General features: G+C 54.1%; 13 protein-coding genes and 3 pseudogenes. 11 read left to right on the top strand and 5 right to left on the bottom strand.

Annotated elements, in window-relative coordinates; genetic code table 11:
- A complete protein-coding gene (locus DYC63_RS09175) occupies positions 1-777 on the bottom strand; it encodes an ABC transporter ATP-binding protein (protein WP_115218944.1) in 777 nt (258 codons plus the stop codon).
- 129 nt (positions 778-906) lie between these two features.
- Here DYC63_RS09175 and dapE point away from each other — a divergent pair, with 129 nt between their 5' ends.
- Positions 907-2,052 (top strand): succinyl-diaminopimelate desuccinylase, encoded by a 1,146-nt coding sequence (gene dapE, locus DYC63_RS09170; RefSeq protein WP_115218943.1) that lies wholly within the window; start codon positions 907-909, stop codon positions 2,050-2,052.
- Positions 2,053-2,199 (top strand): annotated as a pseudogene (locus DYC63_RS09165) (GlpM family protein); the annotation flags it as partial. It lies immediately after the preceding gene.
- 8 nt (positions 2,200-2,207) lie between these two features.
- Here the strand turns inward: DYC63_RS09165 and DYC63_RS13560 are convergent.
- From DYC63_RS13560 to DYC63_RS09145, 4 genes and pseudogenes are all read right to left on the bottom strand, one after another.
- Positions 2,208-2,285 (bottom strand): annotated as a pseudogene (locus tag DYC63_RS13560) (DUF1287 domain-containing protein); the annotation flags it as partial.
- Between the two features lie 148 nt (positions 2,286-2,433).
- Positions 2,434-3,864, bottom strand: a complete 1,431-nt coding sequence (locus tag DYC63_RS09155; RefSeq protein WP_115218941.1) for a GNAT family N-acetyltransferase — start codon at positions 3,862-3,864, stop codon at positions 2,434-2,436.
- Positions 3,865-3,877: 13 nt separating this feature from the next.
- Positions 3,878-4,942, bottom strand: a complete 1,065-nt coding sequence (aroC, locus tag DYC63_RS09150; protein WP_115218940.1) for a chorismate synthase — start codon at positions 4,940-4,942, stop codon at positions 3,878-3,880.
- Positions 4,943-4,951: 9 nt separating this feature from the next.
- Positions 4,952-5,488 carry an adenylate kinase gene (locus tag DYC63_RS09145; protein ID WP_115218939.1) on the bottom strand — a complete coding sequence of 179 codons (537 nt, stop codon included), beginning with the start codon at positions 5,486-5,488 and terminating at the stop codon, positions 4,952-4,954.
- A gap of 144 nt (positions 5,489-5,632) precedes the next feature.
- On the opposite strand from DYC63_RS09145, the gene gcvH reads away from it, so the two are divergent.
- From gcvH to DYC63_RS09100, 9 genes and pseudogenes are all read left to right on the top strand, one after another.
- On the top strand, positions 5,633-5,995 hold the full coding sequence (gene gcvH / locus DYC63_RS09140; protein ID WP_115218938.1) for a glycine cleavage system protein GcvH: 363 nt from the start codon (positions 5,633-5,635) through the stop codon (positions 5,993-5,995).
- Between the two features lie 2 nt (positions 5,996-5,997).
- A complete protein-coding gene (gene gcvP, locus DYC63_RS09135; protein ID WP_115218937.1) occupies positions 5,998-8,847 on the top strand; it encodes an aminomethyl-transferring glycine dehydrogenase in 2,850 nt (949 codons plus the stop codon).
- A 398-nt stretch (positions 8,848-9,245) separates the two neighbouring features.
- Positions 9,246-10,076, top strand: coding sequence for an archaetidylserine decarboxylase (asd, locus tag DYC63_RS09130; RefSeq protein WP_115218936.1), 831 nt, complete (start codon positions 9,246-9,248; stop codon positions 10,074-10,076).
- On the top strand, positions 10,073-10,525 hold the full coding sequence (gene rnhA / locus DYC63_RS09125) for a ribonuclease HI (protein WP_115218935.1): 453 nt from the start codon (positions 10,073-10,075) through the stop codon (positions 10,523-10,525). The genes asd and rnhA overlap by 4 nt, the downstream gene beginning before the upstream one ends.
- Positions 10,522-11,396 (top strand): annotated as a pseudogene (locus DYC63_RS13555) (DMT family transporter). Before rnhA ends, DYC63_RS13555 begins: the two are co-directional and overlap by 4 nt.
- A 66-nt stretch (positions 11,397-11,462) precedes the next feature.
- Positions 11,463-12,716, top strand: a complete 1,254-nt coding sequence (gene glyA, locus DYC63_RS09115; RefSeq protein WP_115218934.1) for a serine hydroxymethyltransferase — start codon at positions 11,463-11,465, stop codon at positions 12,714-12,716.
- A 9-nt stretch (positions 12,717-12,725) separates the two neighbouring features.
- Positions 12,726-13,184 (top strand): transcriptional regulator NrdR, encoded by a 459-nt coding sequence (gene nrdR, locus DYC63_RS09110; protein WP_115218933.1) that lies wholly within the window; start codon positions 12,726-12,728, stop codon positions 13,182-13,184.
- Positions 13,165-14,295 (top strand): bifunctional diaminohydroxyphosphoribosylaminopyrimidine deaminase/5-amino-6-(5-phosphoribosylamino)uracil reductase RibD, encoded by a 1,131-nt coding sequence (ribD, locus tag DYC63_RS09105; RefSeq protein ID WP_115218932.1) that lies wholly within the window; start codon positions 13,165-13,167, stop codon positions 14,293-14,295. The genes nrdR and ribD overlap by 20 nt, the downstream gene beginning before the upstream one ends.
- 4 nt (positions 14,296-14,299) lie before the next feature.
- Complete coding sequence (locus DYC63_RS09100) at positions 14,300-14,941, top strand: riboflavin synthase (RefSeq protein WP_115218931.1); 642 nt, start codon at positions 14,300-14,302, stop codon at positions 14,939-14,941.
- The last annotated feature ends 6 nt before the right edge of the window (positions 14,942-14,947 follow it).

Here is a 14,947-nt window from a genome sequence, read left to right as displayed (position 1 = left end):
CTAGCCTTTTAATGAGTTGGACAAAAACTGGCGAACGCGCTCCGAATCGCTATGATAAAAGATTTTGTCAGGCGTGCCTTCTTCTTCAATCTGCCCTTGATGCAAAAACATCACATGATTAGACACTTCGCGCGCAAATCCCATTTCATGCGTGACTACTATCATCGTGCGCCCTTCTGCCGCCAATTCCTGCATGAGCTTTAACACATCGCCGACCAATTCGGGGTCGAGCGCAGAAGTCGGCTCGTCAAAAAGCAGGGCATCAGGCTCCATCGCCAAGGCGCGGGCAATGGCAACGCGCTGCTGCTGCCCGCCGGATAATTGCGCCGGATAATAATGCCGTCTTTCGTACAAGCCCACTTTATGCAAGAGGGCTTCGGCGCGAGCGACGGCTTCTGCTTTCGAGAGTTTGAGCACCAGCATCGGCGCTTCGATCACATTTTGCAGCACCGTCATATGCGCCCACAGATTGAAACTTTGAAAAACCATCGTTAAGCGGCTGCGCAGACGCTGGATTTGTTTTTCCGATACCGCCAAACGCTCGCCTTTGCGATCCGTCTTAATCTGAATATCTTCGCCGGCGACAATAATCTCGCCGCTATTAGGCATTTCCAAGAAATTCAGACAACGCAGAAAAGTGCTTTTGCCCGAACCCGAAGAACCTAAAATAGATACCACATCGCCTTTATGCGCGGTCAAAGAAATGCCTTTGAGCACCTCATGGCTGCCGAAAGATTTGTGAATATTACGCGCCTCAAGCGCGGGAATCGCTGTCAATGAAATGCCCTAGACCGTAGAAAGCGATTTATTGTACACGCTGCTTGCCGCCTGTAAAGCAAAAAACGCAGACAATGTTATCTTGGCAATCACTATCGCTTATACTGCGCTTTTTTTCCGAGAACCGCTATGCAAACCGCCATTCAAGATTTACTTGCGGCATTGGTCAGCCGTCCTTCGATCAGCCCGAATGATGCCGGCTGCATGTCGCTCATCAGCGATTTTTTACGCGACACGCCCGCCCGCATCCGCCTCATCCGCATTGAAGACACGGACAATTTATTCATCACGCACGGACAAGGCGCGCCGCATATCTGCTTTGTGGGACACACGGACGTCGTACCGGCAGGCAATGAAAGCGACTGGAGCAGTCCGCCGTTTACTCCCAGCATACGCGAAGGCAAATTATATGGACGCGGCAGCGCGGATATGAAAGCGGGCGTTGCCGCCATGAGCTTTGCCTACCGCGAACTGATTCAAAGCCATCCGCAGCATCAAGGCACGCTGTCTCTGCTGCTGACCAGCGACGAAGAAGCCGCCGCAACGCACGGTATCCAAGCCGTGCTCCCCCTATTGCAAGCCGAAGGCATACACATAGATTATGCGATTGTCGGCGAACCGACCGCTAAAGACGCGCTCGGCGATTTTGCCCGCAACGGACGGCGCGGCTCGCTCAATCTCAAATTGCAGATTAGCGGCAAGCAAGGTCATGTCGCCTACCCCGAAAACATTTGTAATCCCATCCACGGCTTAGGACACATCATTGCGGAAATCGCCGCCATTGAATGGGACAGAGGCAATGCGCATTTTCCACCTACCTCCTGCCAATTCAGCAATCTGATTGCCGGCACCGGCGCGGAAAACGTCGTTCCGCAAACCGCCACCGCGCTGCTCAATTGGCGCTTTAATACCGAGCAAACGGAAGCCGGCATCAAAACGCGCGTGGAAACATTGGTCCGCCGCATCTGCGCGGAAAAACAGCTGAGCGCAGCATTTGACTGGAAACTCTCCGGACTGCCCTTTTCCACCGCCAATCAAAAACTCCTCCAAGCTCTGAGTAAAGCCGTGCGGAAACATTGCGGACGCGACATCGTCTTTAACACCGCCGGCGGCACCTCCGATGCCCGCTTTATGGCGCAATACGGCGCGGATACGGTGGAATTCGGCACCCTCAATGCCAGCATTCATCAAATTGACGAGCATGTGCTGCTGGCGGATTTAGCGCTGATGGCAGCAGTGTACCGCGACTGCGTACAGCATCTGTGGGCGGCATAAATGCTTTGGATTAAAGCCGCCATCGGCGCTATCAGCGTCATTATCATTCAATTGCTGGCACAAAGCCGCCATTATTATCTGGCGGCGCTGGTGCCCTTATTCCCTACTTTTGCCTTAATCAGTCATTACATCTTGGGCAATAGCCGAGCGCCGGCGACATCACCCATAGGATAGGCAAGTGTTTGATAGCTGCCGTCATAGCCGGTGGTTACGCCGATTTGCGCCCTTGCCGCCTACACCAAGACTTCGCCCTGCTAAATTTGCGCCCAATTTTGACGGCTGGATAGCAAAAGCAGCAGTAATAAGATGTTTCTCATCATTTCCTCCCATTGTTCAATGACATATAGCCTCTATATCATTATCTTTCCTGAAACATAACCTTCAAGCCTGTCGATGAAGGCGGATATGGCTTGCGCCTTGATGTCGACTGCGGATATGTTGCGCTTGATAGCATAGGCGGTAGGCATTATTTTCCCAAAATGCTTCGAGGCTCGGGCTGGCGCCATAAACGCAGCCGAATTGCCAATCGGCAAGCTGCCGATGCGCAGCATTCAGCAGGCGGCTGGCAATTTGGCGTCGGCGGCAATCGGGATGCACGGCAATTCTTTGCACGCGTGCAAAACCCTGCTGCGCCCAATGCAGCTCGCCGCTGCGCTGCAATAGTTGCTGCATCAGCAAGCGTCCGCGCGGTCGGCGTTCGCCGGCAATAACTGCTTGAGCCAATGCCGTATCCAGCGGCGTTTCCAAAGCGATTTGCAGCACGCCTAAGCATTCGCCCTGCGCATTTGCCGCCATAAATAAGGCTTGATCCGGCATATCCAGCAAACGCTTTAAGTCTTCCGGTCGGCTGCGGTAATGCGCCTGATTCAGCAAAGACCAATAGCTGCGCAACAACTGTTCATCGGTGGCTAAGTCTTGAGCTTGCAGCGCAATAATCTCTTTCATTTCATGTGATTGCAGCCTTTCCGCCTGCCCTGTGGGAAACAGGAAAAGTCTATTCATCAGGCATTCCAAAGGGTCGCCGCTGTGATAACGATAATTACCCTGCAAATGCACAATCTGCTCTTGCCTGATGCCGAGCGCCGGCAATGTATTTAAGCAAAAATGCTGTGCGCTGCCTTCATAGCCGTCGCTAGTGCTAGCGAGGGTAAAGGCAGGATAATGCCGACACAGGGCAATCAGTTGAGCCGGCGCAAGTGCCGCCGCTTCATCGACAATCAAGGCTTGCGCAGCAGGCAGACGGCGCAAGGCTTCATCCGGCGGCAGGCAAAGCAAGGGGACTTGCGTATGCGCGGCAATGGTTTGGCGATTCTGTGCAAACGGACTCACAAGCAACAGCGGCGCAATCTCTGCGTCGGCAAGGGCATTGATTTTCTGCGCTAAAAAATGGCTTTTGCCGCTGCCGCGTTTGCCGAGGATAATTTGCGGCTGCGGATGGCTAAAGCGTGCAATCGCTTGATGTTGCGCGAGCGGCGGCGCAGCTGCAGCATTTTGCTGTGCCGCCAAACGCCGCAAGCGCTGATGAAAATGATCGGCGCAAGTCTCAATTGCTTCGCCATACGCCAGCCATCGTCTATGGTCGGGGTCGCCGTCGGGATAATGTGCCGGCAAATGCAGATACAGATGATGCCCTGCGCCAATCGTCCCCGCCACAGCGGCAAAGGCATTAGGAAATAAGCCTTTGCCGGCATCATAAAACACATCGCCTTGCGTCGTGCCGAGATAGCGGCGGTAATCCTTAAGCGCAATATCGCGTCCAAAAACGCCGAGCGGCGGTAAATCCGCCGCTTCGATAAGATGCAATTGCCGCATAGCGCACAATAGATTAGCGATTATTCTGTCCGCGTTGGCGGATAAAATGATCGCAAAGCACCAATGCCGCCATAGCTTCCACAATCGGACAGGCGCGCAGTCCCACGCAGGGGTCGTGTCGTCCTTTGGTTACTACTTCCGTGTCTTGATTGTGAATGTCGGTGGTTTTGCCGGCAACGAGAATGGAGCTGGTCGGTTTGAAGGCGGCGCGCAGCACGATGCTTTGCCCTGTCGAGATGCCGCCCAAGATACCGCCGGCATGATTGCTTAAAAAGCCTTGTTCCGCCGCGCGTTCGTCGCGAAATTCGCTGCCGCGCTGCGTGATGCAGTCAAAACCGTCACCGACCGCCACGCCTTTCACCGCATTGATGCTCATCAAGGCATGCGCCAAATCCGCGTCCAAGCGGTCAAAGACCGGTTCGCCCAAGCCCAGTGGCACATGCTCGATGACAAGGGTGATTTCCGCGCCGATACTATCGCCGTCTTTGCGGATGTCGTATAAATAGCGGTCCAGCATTTCGATTTGATGCGTATTCGGGCAATTGAAAGGATTGCCGCCCACATGCGCCCAATCGACAAATTCCAATTTATGCTCGCCGATTTGCGAAACATAGGCGCGGATTTGCGTGCCGCAGAGGTGCTGCAACACCGCTTTGGCAACCGCACCGCCGACCACGCGGCTCGCCGTTTCGCGTGCCGAAGAGCGTCCGCCGCCGCGATAATCACGGATGCCGTATTTCTGCCAATAGCTGTAGTCGGCATGTCCGGGGCGGAATTTTTCCGCAATCGCGCTGTAGTCTTGGCTGCGTTGGTCTTCATTGAAAATCACAAAACCAATCGGCGTGCCGGTGGTTTTGCCTTCAAAGATGCCGGAGAGGATTTGCACGCTGTCGCTTTCTTTGCGCGGCGTTACATGGCGGCTGGTGCCGGGTTTGCGGCGGTCCAAATCCGCCTGAATGGCGGCAATATCCAAATCGATGCCGGCAGGGGCGCCGTCAATCACGCCGCCAATCGCTACGCCGTGACTTTCGCCGAAGGTCGTCAGCACAAAATTCTGACCGATGCTATTGCCGCTCATATTGCTTCCTTACAGAATGGCTTGCTCAATCCGCGCAGCGATTTCTTCTACACCGCCCTTGCCGTGAATCTCGCGCAATTTACCTTGCGCGCGGTAAAAATCAATCAAAGGCTTGGTTTGCTGCTCAAATACATTGATGCGGTTGCGAATGGTGGCTTCATTATCGTCCGCACGTCCGCGTGCCAGCATTCTTTGCACGATTTCTTCATTATCCACATCTAAAAACACGACATGATCAATCTGCTGAGCATTCTCAGCCAATAATGCGTCCAAAGCCTGCGCCTGCGCCAAGGTGCGCGGGAAGCCGTCAAACAGCGCGCCTTTGTCGCTTAGACGTTTGGCAATCATGCCGATAACGATGTCATCGGAAACCAATTCGCCCGCATCCATGATTTGCTTTGCCGCCAAGCCCAATTCCGAGCCTGCGGCAATTTCGGCGCGCAGCATGTCGCCGGTAGAAAGGTGCTGCAAGCCGTGCTTGGCAATCAATTGTTCGGATTGCGTACCCTTGCCGGAACCCGGTGCGCCTAGGAAAATAATGTTCATATCCGCCTCACTATGCAAAATAAATCAAAGCGCGGATTGTAGCATGAAAAATATTGTCGCGCTGTGCCTGCATCAAGACTTGATTCTTTAACTAAACTTCATGTTAAGATAAGGCTCTTTTAATATATGTAGAGAGGAAGCAAGATGAAGTTTTATACCCAAGACCATGAATGGATTAGCGTTGACGGCGAAATTGCGACCATCGGCATTTCAGAACATGCCCAAGACGCCTTAGGCGATATTGTTTTTGTGGACTTGCCCGCTATCGGCGCGCAAGTCAGCACCGGTGCGGAAGCGGCAGTGGTGGAATCGGTCAAAGCCGCCGGCGAAGTCAATGCCCCCGCTTCCGGAGAAGTGCTTGAAATCAATGAAGCCTTGGTCGATCAGCCCAGTTTGATTAATTCATCGGCGGAAGACGAAGGTTGGATTTTCAAAATCAAACTCAGCAATCCTGCTGAAATTGACAGTTTGATGGATAGCGCTACCTACCAAGCATTTTTGGAGTAATTATGCTGCAAGAAGATCAATTTGCGCCGCGCCATATCGGTGCGCGGCATTCAGAAATCAAAGCGCTGCTAGAATATATCGGCTTTAAAAACGTGGCACAATTCACGCAAAGCATTGTGCCGCCGAATATCCGCCGCAAAGGCATGAACCTGCCCGATGCGCTCACCGAATCGCAAGCACTGGCGGAAATACGCGCTATTGCTCAGCAAAACAAACCTTTGCGCTCTTTAATCGGACAAGGCTATTATGCCACGCGCACGCCTTCGGTGATTTTGCGTAATGTCTTGGAAAATCCCACTTGGTACACCGCTTATACGCCCTATCAACCGGAAATTTCTCAAGGCCGTTTGGAAGCCATGCTCAATTTCCAAACCATGATCTGCGATTTGACGGCAATGGATATTGCCAATGCCTCTTTGCTTGACGAAGCGACCGCCGCCGCAGAAGCCATGACTCTTGCCAAGCGCCATTACAAAGGCACAAGCAAAACCTTCGTGATTGACCACGGCGTACATCCGCAGACCATCGACGTACTGCTCACACGCGCACGCTATCAAGACATCGATATTATCGTCGCCGATTGCTACGAGCTGGCAAAAGAAATCGATGACTGCTTCGGCGTGCTGCTGCAATATCCCTGCACGCAAGGACGCGTTGCCACTAAAGAAGAAATCAGCGAACTTGCCGACAATTTGCACAGCCGCGGCGCCACGCTTTCTGTCGCCTGCGATTTGCTCTCGCTCACTCTCATCAATCCGCCCGGCGAAATGGGTGCGGATATCGTCATCGGCAGCGCGCAGCAATTCGGCGTCCCCCTAGGCTACGGCGGTCCTCATGCCGCCTTTATGGCAGTGCGCGATGTGCTCAAACGCCAAATGCCGGGACGTTTGGTCGGCGTATCCGTGGACAGCCGCGGCAAAGCCGCCTACCGCTTGGCATTGCAAACCCGCGAACAACACATCCGCCGCGAAAAAGCCACTAGCAATATTTGCACCGCGCAAGCCCTGTTGGCAATTATGGCTTCCAGCTATGCGGTGTATCACGGCCCGCAAAGGCTCAAGCAAATTGCCGAGCGCGTCCATAAACTTACGACTCAAATCGCACAAGCCTTAGAACAAGCCGGATTAAAAAACCGCTACCGTCATTATTTCCGCACCCTCATTTATGAATTCGGCAGCATTGAAGATGCAGAACTCGTGATGCAAAGAGGACTCACCGCCGGCATCAACTTCCGCCGCCACAGCTCGACCGAAGTCGGCTTCAGCCTAGATGAATGCAGCAGCGAAATGGAAGTGGCAGTCATTATCGAATGCTTTAGCAATATTGAACTCAGCACGCTGCCGGAAGCCTCGCCAAGCGTTTTGCCTCGCGCATTTCGTCGCAGCAGCGAATACCTCAACCATCCCGTGTTTAACTGCTATCACAGCGAAACCGAAATGATGCGCTACCTGCGCCGCCTCGCCGATTATGATTTGGCGCTTGACCGCAGCATGATTCCGCTCGGCTCCTGCACCATGAAACTCAATGCCGCCAGCGAAATGATGCCCATCACCTGGCGCGAATTCAGCGATATTCATCCTTTTGCGCCTAAGGACCAAGCCGCCGGCTATCATCAGATTTTCCAAGAATTGGAAAGCTGGTTGGCGGAAATCACCGGCTATGATGCCGTCTCCCTGCAACCCAATTCGGGCGCACAAGGCGAATACGCAGGACTACTCGCCATTCGCGAATATCATAAAAGCCGCGGCGAAGAGCGCAACATCTGCCTCATCCCCGCCTCTGCACACGGCACCAACCCTGCTTCCGCTCATTTGGCGGGCTTAGACGTCGTGGTCGTCAAATGCCGTGATAACGGCGATGTGGATATCGACGATTTGCGCGCCAAACTTGATGAACACGGCAGCAATACCGCCTGCATCATGATTACCTACCCTTCAACACACGGCGTATTTGAAGCGCATATCGGCGACATCTGCGAACTGGTTCATGCCGTGGGTGCACAAGTCTATTTAGACGGCGCGAATTTCAATGCCCAAGTCGGACTTGCTGCACCGGGTTTATACGGTGCGGACGTATCGCATCTCAATCTGCACAAAACCTTTGCCATACCGCATGGCGGCGGCGGACCCGGTGTCGGGCCGGTGGCGGTGAAAGCGCATCTCAAACCTTTCTTGCCTAGTCGCAGTGTGATTGCTACCGGACACGGCGGTCTGGCTGTCAGTGCCGCACCTCACGGCAGCGCACTCATTACCCTCATCTCATGGATGTACATCCGCATGATGGGTAGTGTGGAGCTGACCGCCGCTACCGCCTCCGCCATGATTAATGCCAATTACATCGCCAAACGTTTAGGCGAAGCCTATCCCGTGCTTTATAGCGATGCCAATGGCTATGTGGCGCATGAATGTATCTTGGATATGCGCGGTTTTAAAGACAGCGCAGGCATTCAAGTGGACGACATCGCCAAGCGCCTGATTGACTACGGCTTCCACGCACCGACCATGAGCTTCCCCGTTCCCGGTACGCTGATGATCGAGCCGACGGAAAGCGAAAGCAAAGCCGAACTCGACCGCTTCTGCGACGCCATGCTCGCCATTCGCGAAGAAATCCGCCAAATTGAAAACGGCGACTTGCCTCAAGATGACAATCCGCTAAAAAATGCACCGCATACCTTGGCAGATTTGGTCGATGACTGGACGCATCCCTATGACCGCAAAACAGCGGTTTTCCCTCTGCCGGATATGAATCCCGCCAAATACTTTGCACCCGTCAACCGCATCGATAATGCACATGGCGACCGCCAACTGTTCTGTTCTTGCCCGCCGTGGAAAGATGACGACAGCAGCAACTAATGAGAGAACAGGGCTGAAAAGCCCTGTTTTTCCTTACTCAGCCGCTTCTTTTACCGGCATTTCAAAACCGCATGTTTCAACACACAGAGCGACACATAAAGCGTCGCTCTGTGTGTCGCCCTGAATTGGAAGAGGTTACACCTCTCCCACAGATTATCCTCCCTAAAGGGAGGGATTTCAACCAGTAAGGAAATTTTGATAAACAAATAGAAAACCCTTGCTTCTTGCCTTGCTGCTACAATGCCAAGCCTTTTTGACTAAGCCGATAATCGCCATGTTTCAACACGTAGAGCGACACATAAAGCGTCGCTCTACGTGTTGCCCTGAATTGGAAGAGGTTACACCTCTCCCACAAGATTATCCTCCCTAAAGGGGTTTCAACCAGTAAGGAATTTTTGATGAATCTTGCCCTCTACAAACTCATTCCGCGCGCTTTGCTGACCAAAGCCTTCTATCATCTCGCCCGCATCGAGATGCCGCCGCTGAAAAACGCCATCATCTGGACATATCAGAAAATCACCGGCGCCGACACCGCCTTTGCCGCAGAAAAAAATCCCTACCGCTACCGCAGCCTTAATGATTTTTTCACTCGCGCCCTAGCCGCAGACGAACGCCCGATAGACGAAGAGCCGCAAGCCTTTATCAGCCCTGTGGACGGACGCTGCGCCGTATTCGGCAGCATCGAGGCAGGACAATTGCACCAAGCCAAAACCCGTCAATACAGCCTCGCCGCCCTGCTCAATTCCGCCAAATACGCGGAAGCCTTTGAAGGCGGCAGCAGCGTTACCCTCTATCTTGCCCCTGATGATTACCACCGCATCCACATGCCCTGCGACGCCCGCCTGACCGCCATGTCCTTCTGCCCTGGCGACAAACACAGCGTTGCCATTGACTTGCTCGAACACATCCCGAATTTGTTTGCCGGCAATGAAAGACTGGTCTGCCATTTCGACACCGAATTCGGCGCCATGGCGCTGATTATGGTCGGCGCCCTGAATGTCAGCAGCATTGAAACCGTCTGGCACGGCGAACTGCGCGACAGCGGCGACAACCACTACCGCTACTCGCCCGCCAAAACCTTTAAAAAAGGCGAAGAAATCGGACGCTTCAACCTCGGCTCGACCGTCATCCTCTGCTGCAGCGAAGACATGATTGACTTCAACAATCCCAAACTCGGCAACGGCAATAAAATCCGCATGGGCGAAGCCATCGGCACGCTACGCTTATGAGCAGCACCATTTTAGAAATCTATACCGACGGCGCCTGCAAAGGCAATCCCGGCATCGGCGGTTGGGGCGTGTATATGCGCTACGGCAAACATGAAAAAAGCCTCAAAGGCGCCGATTGGGAAACCACGAACAACCGCATGGAGCTGATTGCCGCCATCGAAGCGCTGAAAGCGGTAAAACGCGCCTGCCCCATTCATCTAACTACCGACAGCAACTACGTTAAAAACGGCATTACCGACTGGCTGCCCAAATGGAAAGCGAAAAACTGGCGCACCGCCAATAATCAGCCCGTGAAAAACGTGGAATTATGGCAAGCCCTAGACGCCTTGGTGCAGCAGCATGACATCCGATGGTTTTGGGTCAAAGGACATAGCGGCCACCCCGGCAATGAAATGGCGGACAGCCTCGCCAATCAGGCAATCGAAGCATTACGCAAGCAATCATCATGAAACATACAAACGCTCCCTCCGCCATCGGCGGTCTGCTCATCGGCAGCATCATTTTCGGCTTAGGCAGCCTGATCGTCGCCCATGTGCCTCTAGGCAGCTATGCCATCGCTTTTTGGCGGATTTTCATTGCCTTTTGGGTCTTTGCCGCCCTGTGTTATCTGCGCCGCCTGCCCTTACCGCGCCAACCTTATGCACGGACATTCATTGCCGCAGGCGGTTTTTTCTTCGCCTTTGATTTGGCATTGTGGCATGAAAGCATTCATGCGGTAGGCCCGGGCATTTCCACCCTCTTAAACAGCCTGCAAATTTTCTTTCTAACCGCCATCGGCTTCTGTTTTTTCGAGAACGCCCCAGCCGTCTGCAACTGCTGAGTTTGCTGCTCGCCATTATCGGCGTGGCATTGATTGCCAGTCCCGAATTCAGCCATAATCAGCGCGCCCTATGGGGCTTTGCCAGCGGTATCTTATCCGGTGCGGCATTGGCGCTTGCCATGAGCTGCGTGCGCAAAGTACAAGATTATGAAAACACCGCACTGCTTCCGCTGATGTGCTTATTTAATCTCTTTGCGATGCTGACCGCCCTGCCCTTTGCCTTCTTATCCGATGCGCCCTTTATGCCGCAGACAGGCAACAGCTGGTTTTGGGTCGCCGTTTACGGCATTGTGATGCAATGCGGCGCATGGGGATTGGTTATTTATGCTATCCGCCGCCTCTCTTTAGCGCTTACCGGACTGATTTTGCTCAGCGAACCGGTCGCCGCCATTATGATTGATGCGGTTTGGCTCGATAAAGCCATCGTGCCTTTGCAATGGCTGGGCTGCGCCGTAACTCTAATCGCTATTTATCTTGGGAGTTTACGCCGCCACGCTTAGCAAATTACTTGCCCCCGGCTCTGCTTGCGTTTACCATACGCGCTTTTCAAATCACCAGGTAAGACAATGTTTAGCAAAGACATGACCATTGCGAGTTTTGACGAAGAGATTGCCAAGGCGATTGCCGCCGAAGAAAAGCGCCAAGAAGCGCATATCGAGCTGATTGCCTCGGAGAATTATTGCAGCCCGCGCGTGATGCAGGCTCAAGGCAGCTATCTGACGAACAAATATGCCGAAGGCTACCCCGGCAAACGCTATTACGGCGGCTGCGAACATGTGGATACGGTCGAGCAATTGGCGATTGACCGCGCCAAAACCCTGTTTTCCGCCGACTATGCCAATGTGCAACCGCATTCAGGCTCGCAAGCCAACGGCGCGGTTTTCCTTGCTTTATTAGAACCGGGCGACACCGTCTTAGGCATGGATTTGGCGCACGGCGGACATCTGACCCACGGCGCGAAAGTCAATTTCTCCGGACGCAGTTATAACGCCGTCGGCTATGGTCTTGACCCCGAAACCGGACTGATTGACTACGACAATGTGCAAAAACTTGCCGAAGAGTACCGCCCCAAAATGATTATCGCCGGCTTCTCCGCCTACTCGCAAGTTTTGGATTTTGAACGTTTCCGCGCCATTGCCGATTCGGTCGGCGCCTATTTATTAGTCGATATGGCGCATGTGGCGGGTTTGGTCGCCGCCGGCTTATATCCCAATCCGATTCCTTTTGCCGATGTAGTAACCACCACCACGCACAAAACCCTACGCGGACCGCGCGGCGGACTGATTTTGGCACGCGCCAACGAAGAGATTGAGAAAAAACTCAACTCCGCCATTTTCCCCGGCATTCAAGGCGGGCCTTTGATGCATGTGATTGCGGCAAAAGCCGTTTCCTTCCTCGAAGCCCTCGACCCCTCTTTCCAAACCTACCAAGAAGCGGTATTGGAAAATGCCAAAGCGATGGCAAAAGTCTTTAACAGCCGCGGCTATGACGTGGTTTCGGGCGGCACCAAAAACCATCTCATGCTGATTAGCCTGATTAGCAAAGGACTGACCGGCAAAGCCGCCGACGCCGCCTTAAGCCGCGCGCATATTACCGTCAATAAAAATTCCGTGCCCAATGACCCGCAATCGCCTTTTGTAACCAGCGGCATCCGCATCGGCACGCCCGCCATTACCACGCGCGGCTTCGGCGTCGCGGAAGCGAAAAAAGTCGCCACATGGATTTGCGATATTTTAGACGACATCGACAATGAAGAAATCATTACCGAAGTGCGACATAAAGTCGGCGAACTCTGCGCGCAATTCCCTGTTTACGCATAAGGTTGTGCCTTGCATTGTCCTATTTGCAATCATCCTGAAACCAAAGTCGTGGACTCGCGTTTGGTGGCGGAAGGCGAAAAAATCCGCCGCCGCCGCGAGTGCCTCAATCCCGATTGTCTGGCACGTTTTACCACTTATGAAGTGGCGGAAATCCATATTCCCACCGTCATCAAACAAAACGGCGACCGCGAAAGCTATTCGGCGGACAAACTACGGCGCGGACTGCTGCGCGCCTGTGAAAAACGACCGGTCAGCGCCGAGCAAATCAGCGCCCTGATTCATCACATTGAGCAGCAAATGCGCAGCAGCGGCGAACGCGAAATCTCTTCCGAGCAAATCGGACAATGGGTTATGGAAGGCTTGAAAACCCTCGACCATGTCGCCTATATCCGCTTTGCCTCCGTGTATTTGAGTTTTGCCGACATCGCCGCCTTCCAACAAACCATTGATGAACTCAATAAATCCTAAATCCGGCGACGCCTCCCTGCCTCCGCATGAATATTGGATGCGTCATGCCCTGCATCTTGCCGCGCAAGGCAAATATTCCGCCGCGCCTAATCCGCGCGTGGGCTGTGTCATTGTTAAAAACGGCGCCTTAATTGGCGCAGGCTTTCATCAAACCGCCGGCACCCCGCATGCCGAAGTACATGCTCTGCGCATGGCAGGTGCGCAGGCACGCGGTGCCGTCGCCTATGTCAGCCTTGAGCCCTGCGCCCATTTCGGACGCACCCCGCCCTGCGCAGACGCTTTGATTGCCGCCGGTATTGCCGAAGTTATCATCGCCTGCCGCGACCCGAATCCGCAAGTCGCCGGCAAAGGCATCGCCAAATTACAGACGGCAGGCGTTGTCTGTACCGTCGGCGTTTGCGAGCAGGAAGCCTTAGATTTGAATCGCGCTTTTTTTCATCGTATGCGGACAGGGCTGCCCTTTGTCAGCCTCAAACTCGCCGCCTCTATGGACGGACGCACGGCGCTGGCTAACGGCGAAAGCCAATGGATTACCGGTGCCGCCGCGCGCGAAAACGTGCATGAACAACGCCTTGCCGCCGACGCGATTCTTGCCGGCAGCGGCAGCGTCATAGCAGACAATGCGCGTTTGAACGCACGTTATCCGACTGCACGCGCGCAGCAGCAGCCGATACGCGTCATTATCGACAGCCGCCTGCGCATTCCTGCCGATGCCGCGCTATTTGCCGAAGCAAGTCCCGTCATTATCGCCACGCTAGAAACAGCGCCTGCACGCCCCGAACTTGCCGCACGAGCGGAAATTCTGCGCTTTGCGCCCAATCCGCAAGGCAAAGTGCCTTTGCGCGCCTTATTGGAAGCATTAGGCAGGCGGCAAATCAATCATGTTTTCGCAGAAGCCGGCGCAGCTTTGGGCGGCGCCATGCTCGACGAAGGACTGGCGGACGAAGTGCAGCTCTATCTCGCCCCCGTATTTCTCGGCGCGGACGCCCGCCCCCTACTCCTGACCGCGCCTTTGCCGCACTTATCTGCTAAAATAGCCTATCGCATTTGCGGCAGCCGCATGCTGGGCGAAGACTGGCATTTCACGCTGCGCCGCGCCACACAGGATTAAGACCATGTTTACAGGCATCATTGAAAACACAGGGCAATTGCGCCAACGCGAGCAACACGGCGAAGACCAAAGTCTGCTCATCGCCTCCGAGTACTTCGATTTCAGCACTTCGCAATTGGGCGACAGCATCGCCGTTAACGGCGTGTGCCTGACCGCAGTAGAATTGGGCAAAGATTTCTTCCGCGCCGATGTGTCGGCAGAAACCCTAGCCTTAACCACATTAGGACAATTAAGCGTCGACGAAACCGTGAATTTGGAACGCGCCCTAACCTTATCCACCCCTTTGGGCGGACATTTGGTCAGCGGGCATGTGGACGGCATCGGCACCTTATGCGACCGCTTTCCCGACGGACGCAGCGAACGTCTGATTTTTGCCGCGCCGCGCGAACTGGCACGCTATATCGCCAAAAAAGGCTCGATTTGCATTGACGGCATCAGCCTGACCGTCAATGAAGTGCAAGACCATCTATTCCACGTCAATATCGTGCCGCACACCATGCAGCGCACCAGCTTAGGCACATATGCCGTCGGACGGGAAGTGAATTTAGAAGTGGACTTGCTCGCGCGCTATTTAGAACGCCTGCTCAGTCAGCAAAGCGAAGGCGAAGGTTTGACGGAAGCGAAATTGCGCGCCTTCGGCTTTTAAACATTT

It is taken from the genome of Suttonella indologenes (assembly GCF_900460215.1).
In the GTDB taxonomy this organism is placed as follows: Bacteria; Pseudomonadota; Gammaproteobacteria; order Cardiobacteriales; family Cardiobacteriaceae; genus Suttonella; species Suttonella indologenes.
The sequence above is the reverse complement of the archived record's forward strand: the minus strand, read 5'-3'. Positions and strand labels throughout refer to the sequence as shown.

Coding starts and splice junctions, on each gene's coding strand:
- aroC (WP_115218940.1), bottom strand. CDS start 4,942: ATGAGCGGCAATAGCATCGGTCAGAATTTTGTGCTGACGACCTTCGGC.
- glyA (WP_115218934.1), top strand. CDS start 11,463: ATGTTTAGCAAAGACATGACCATTGCGAGTTTTGACGAAGAGATTGCC.
- DYC63_RS09155 (WP_115218941.1), bottom strand. CDS start 3,864: ATGCGGCAATTGCATCTTATCGAAGCGGCGGATTTACCGCCGCTCGGC.
- dapE (WP_115218943.1), top strand. CDS start 907: ATGCAAACCGCCATTCAAGATTTACTTGCGGCATTGGTCAGCCGTCCT.
- gcvH (WP_115218938.1), top strand. CDS start 5,633: ATGAAGTTTTATACCCAAGACCATGAATGGATTAGCGTTGACGGCGAA.
- rnhA (WP_115218935.1), top strand. CDS start 10,073: ATGAGCAGCACCATTTTAGAAATCTATACCGACGGCGCCTGCAAAGGC.
- DYC63_RS09145 (WP_115218939.1), bottom strand. CDS start 5,488: ATGAACATTATTTTCCTAGGCGCACCGGGTTCCGGCAAGGGTACGCAA.
- DYC63_RS09100 (WP_115218931.1), top strand. CDS start 14,300: ATGTTTACAGGCATCATTGAAAACACAGGGCAATTGCGCCAACGCGAG.
- asd (WP_115218936.1), top strand. CDS start 9,246: ATGAATCTTGCCCTCTACAAACTCATTCCGCGCGCTTTGCTGACCAAA.
- gcvP (WP_115218937.1), top strand. CDS start 5,998: ATGCTGCAAGAAGATCAATTTGCGCCGCGCCATATCGGTGCGCGGCAT.
- ribD (WP_115218932.1), top strand. CDS start 13,165: ATGAACTCAATAAATCCTAAATCCGGCGACGCCTCCCTGCCTCCGCAT.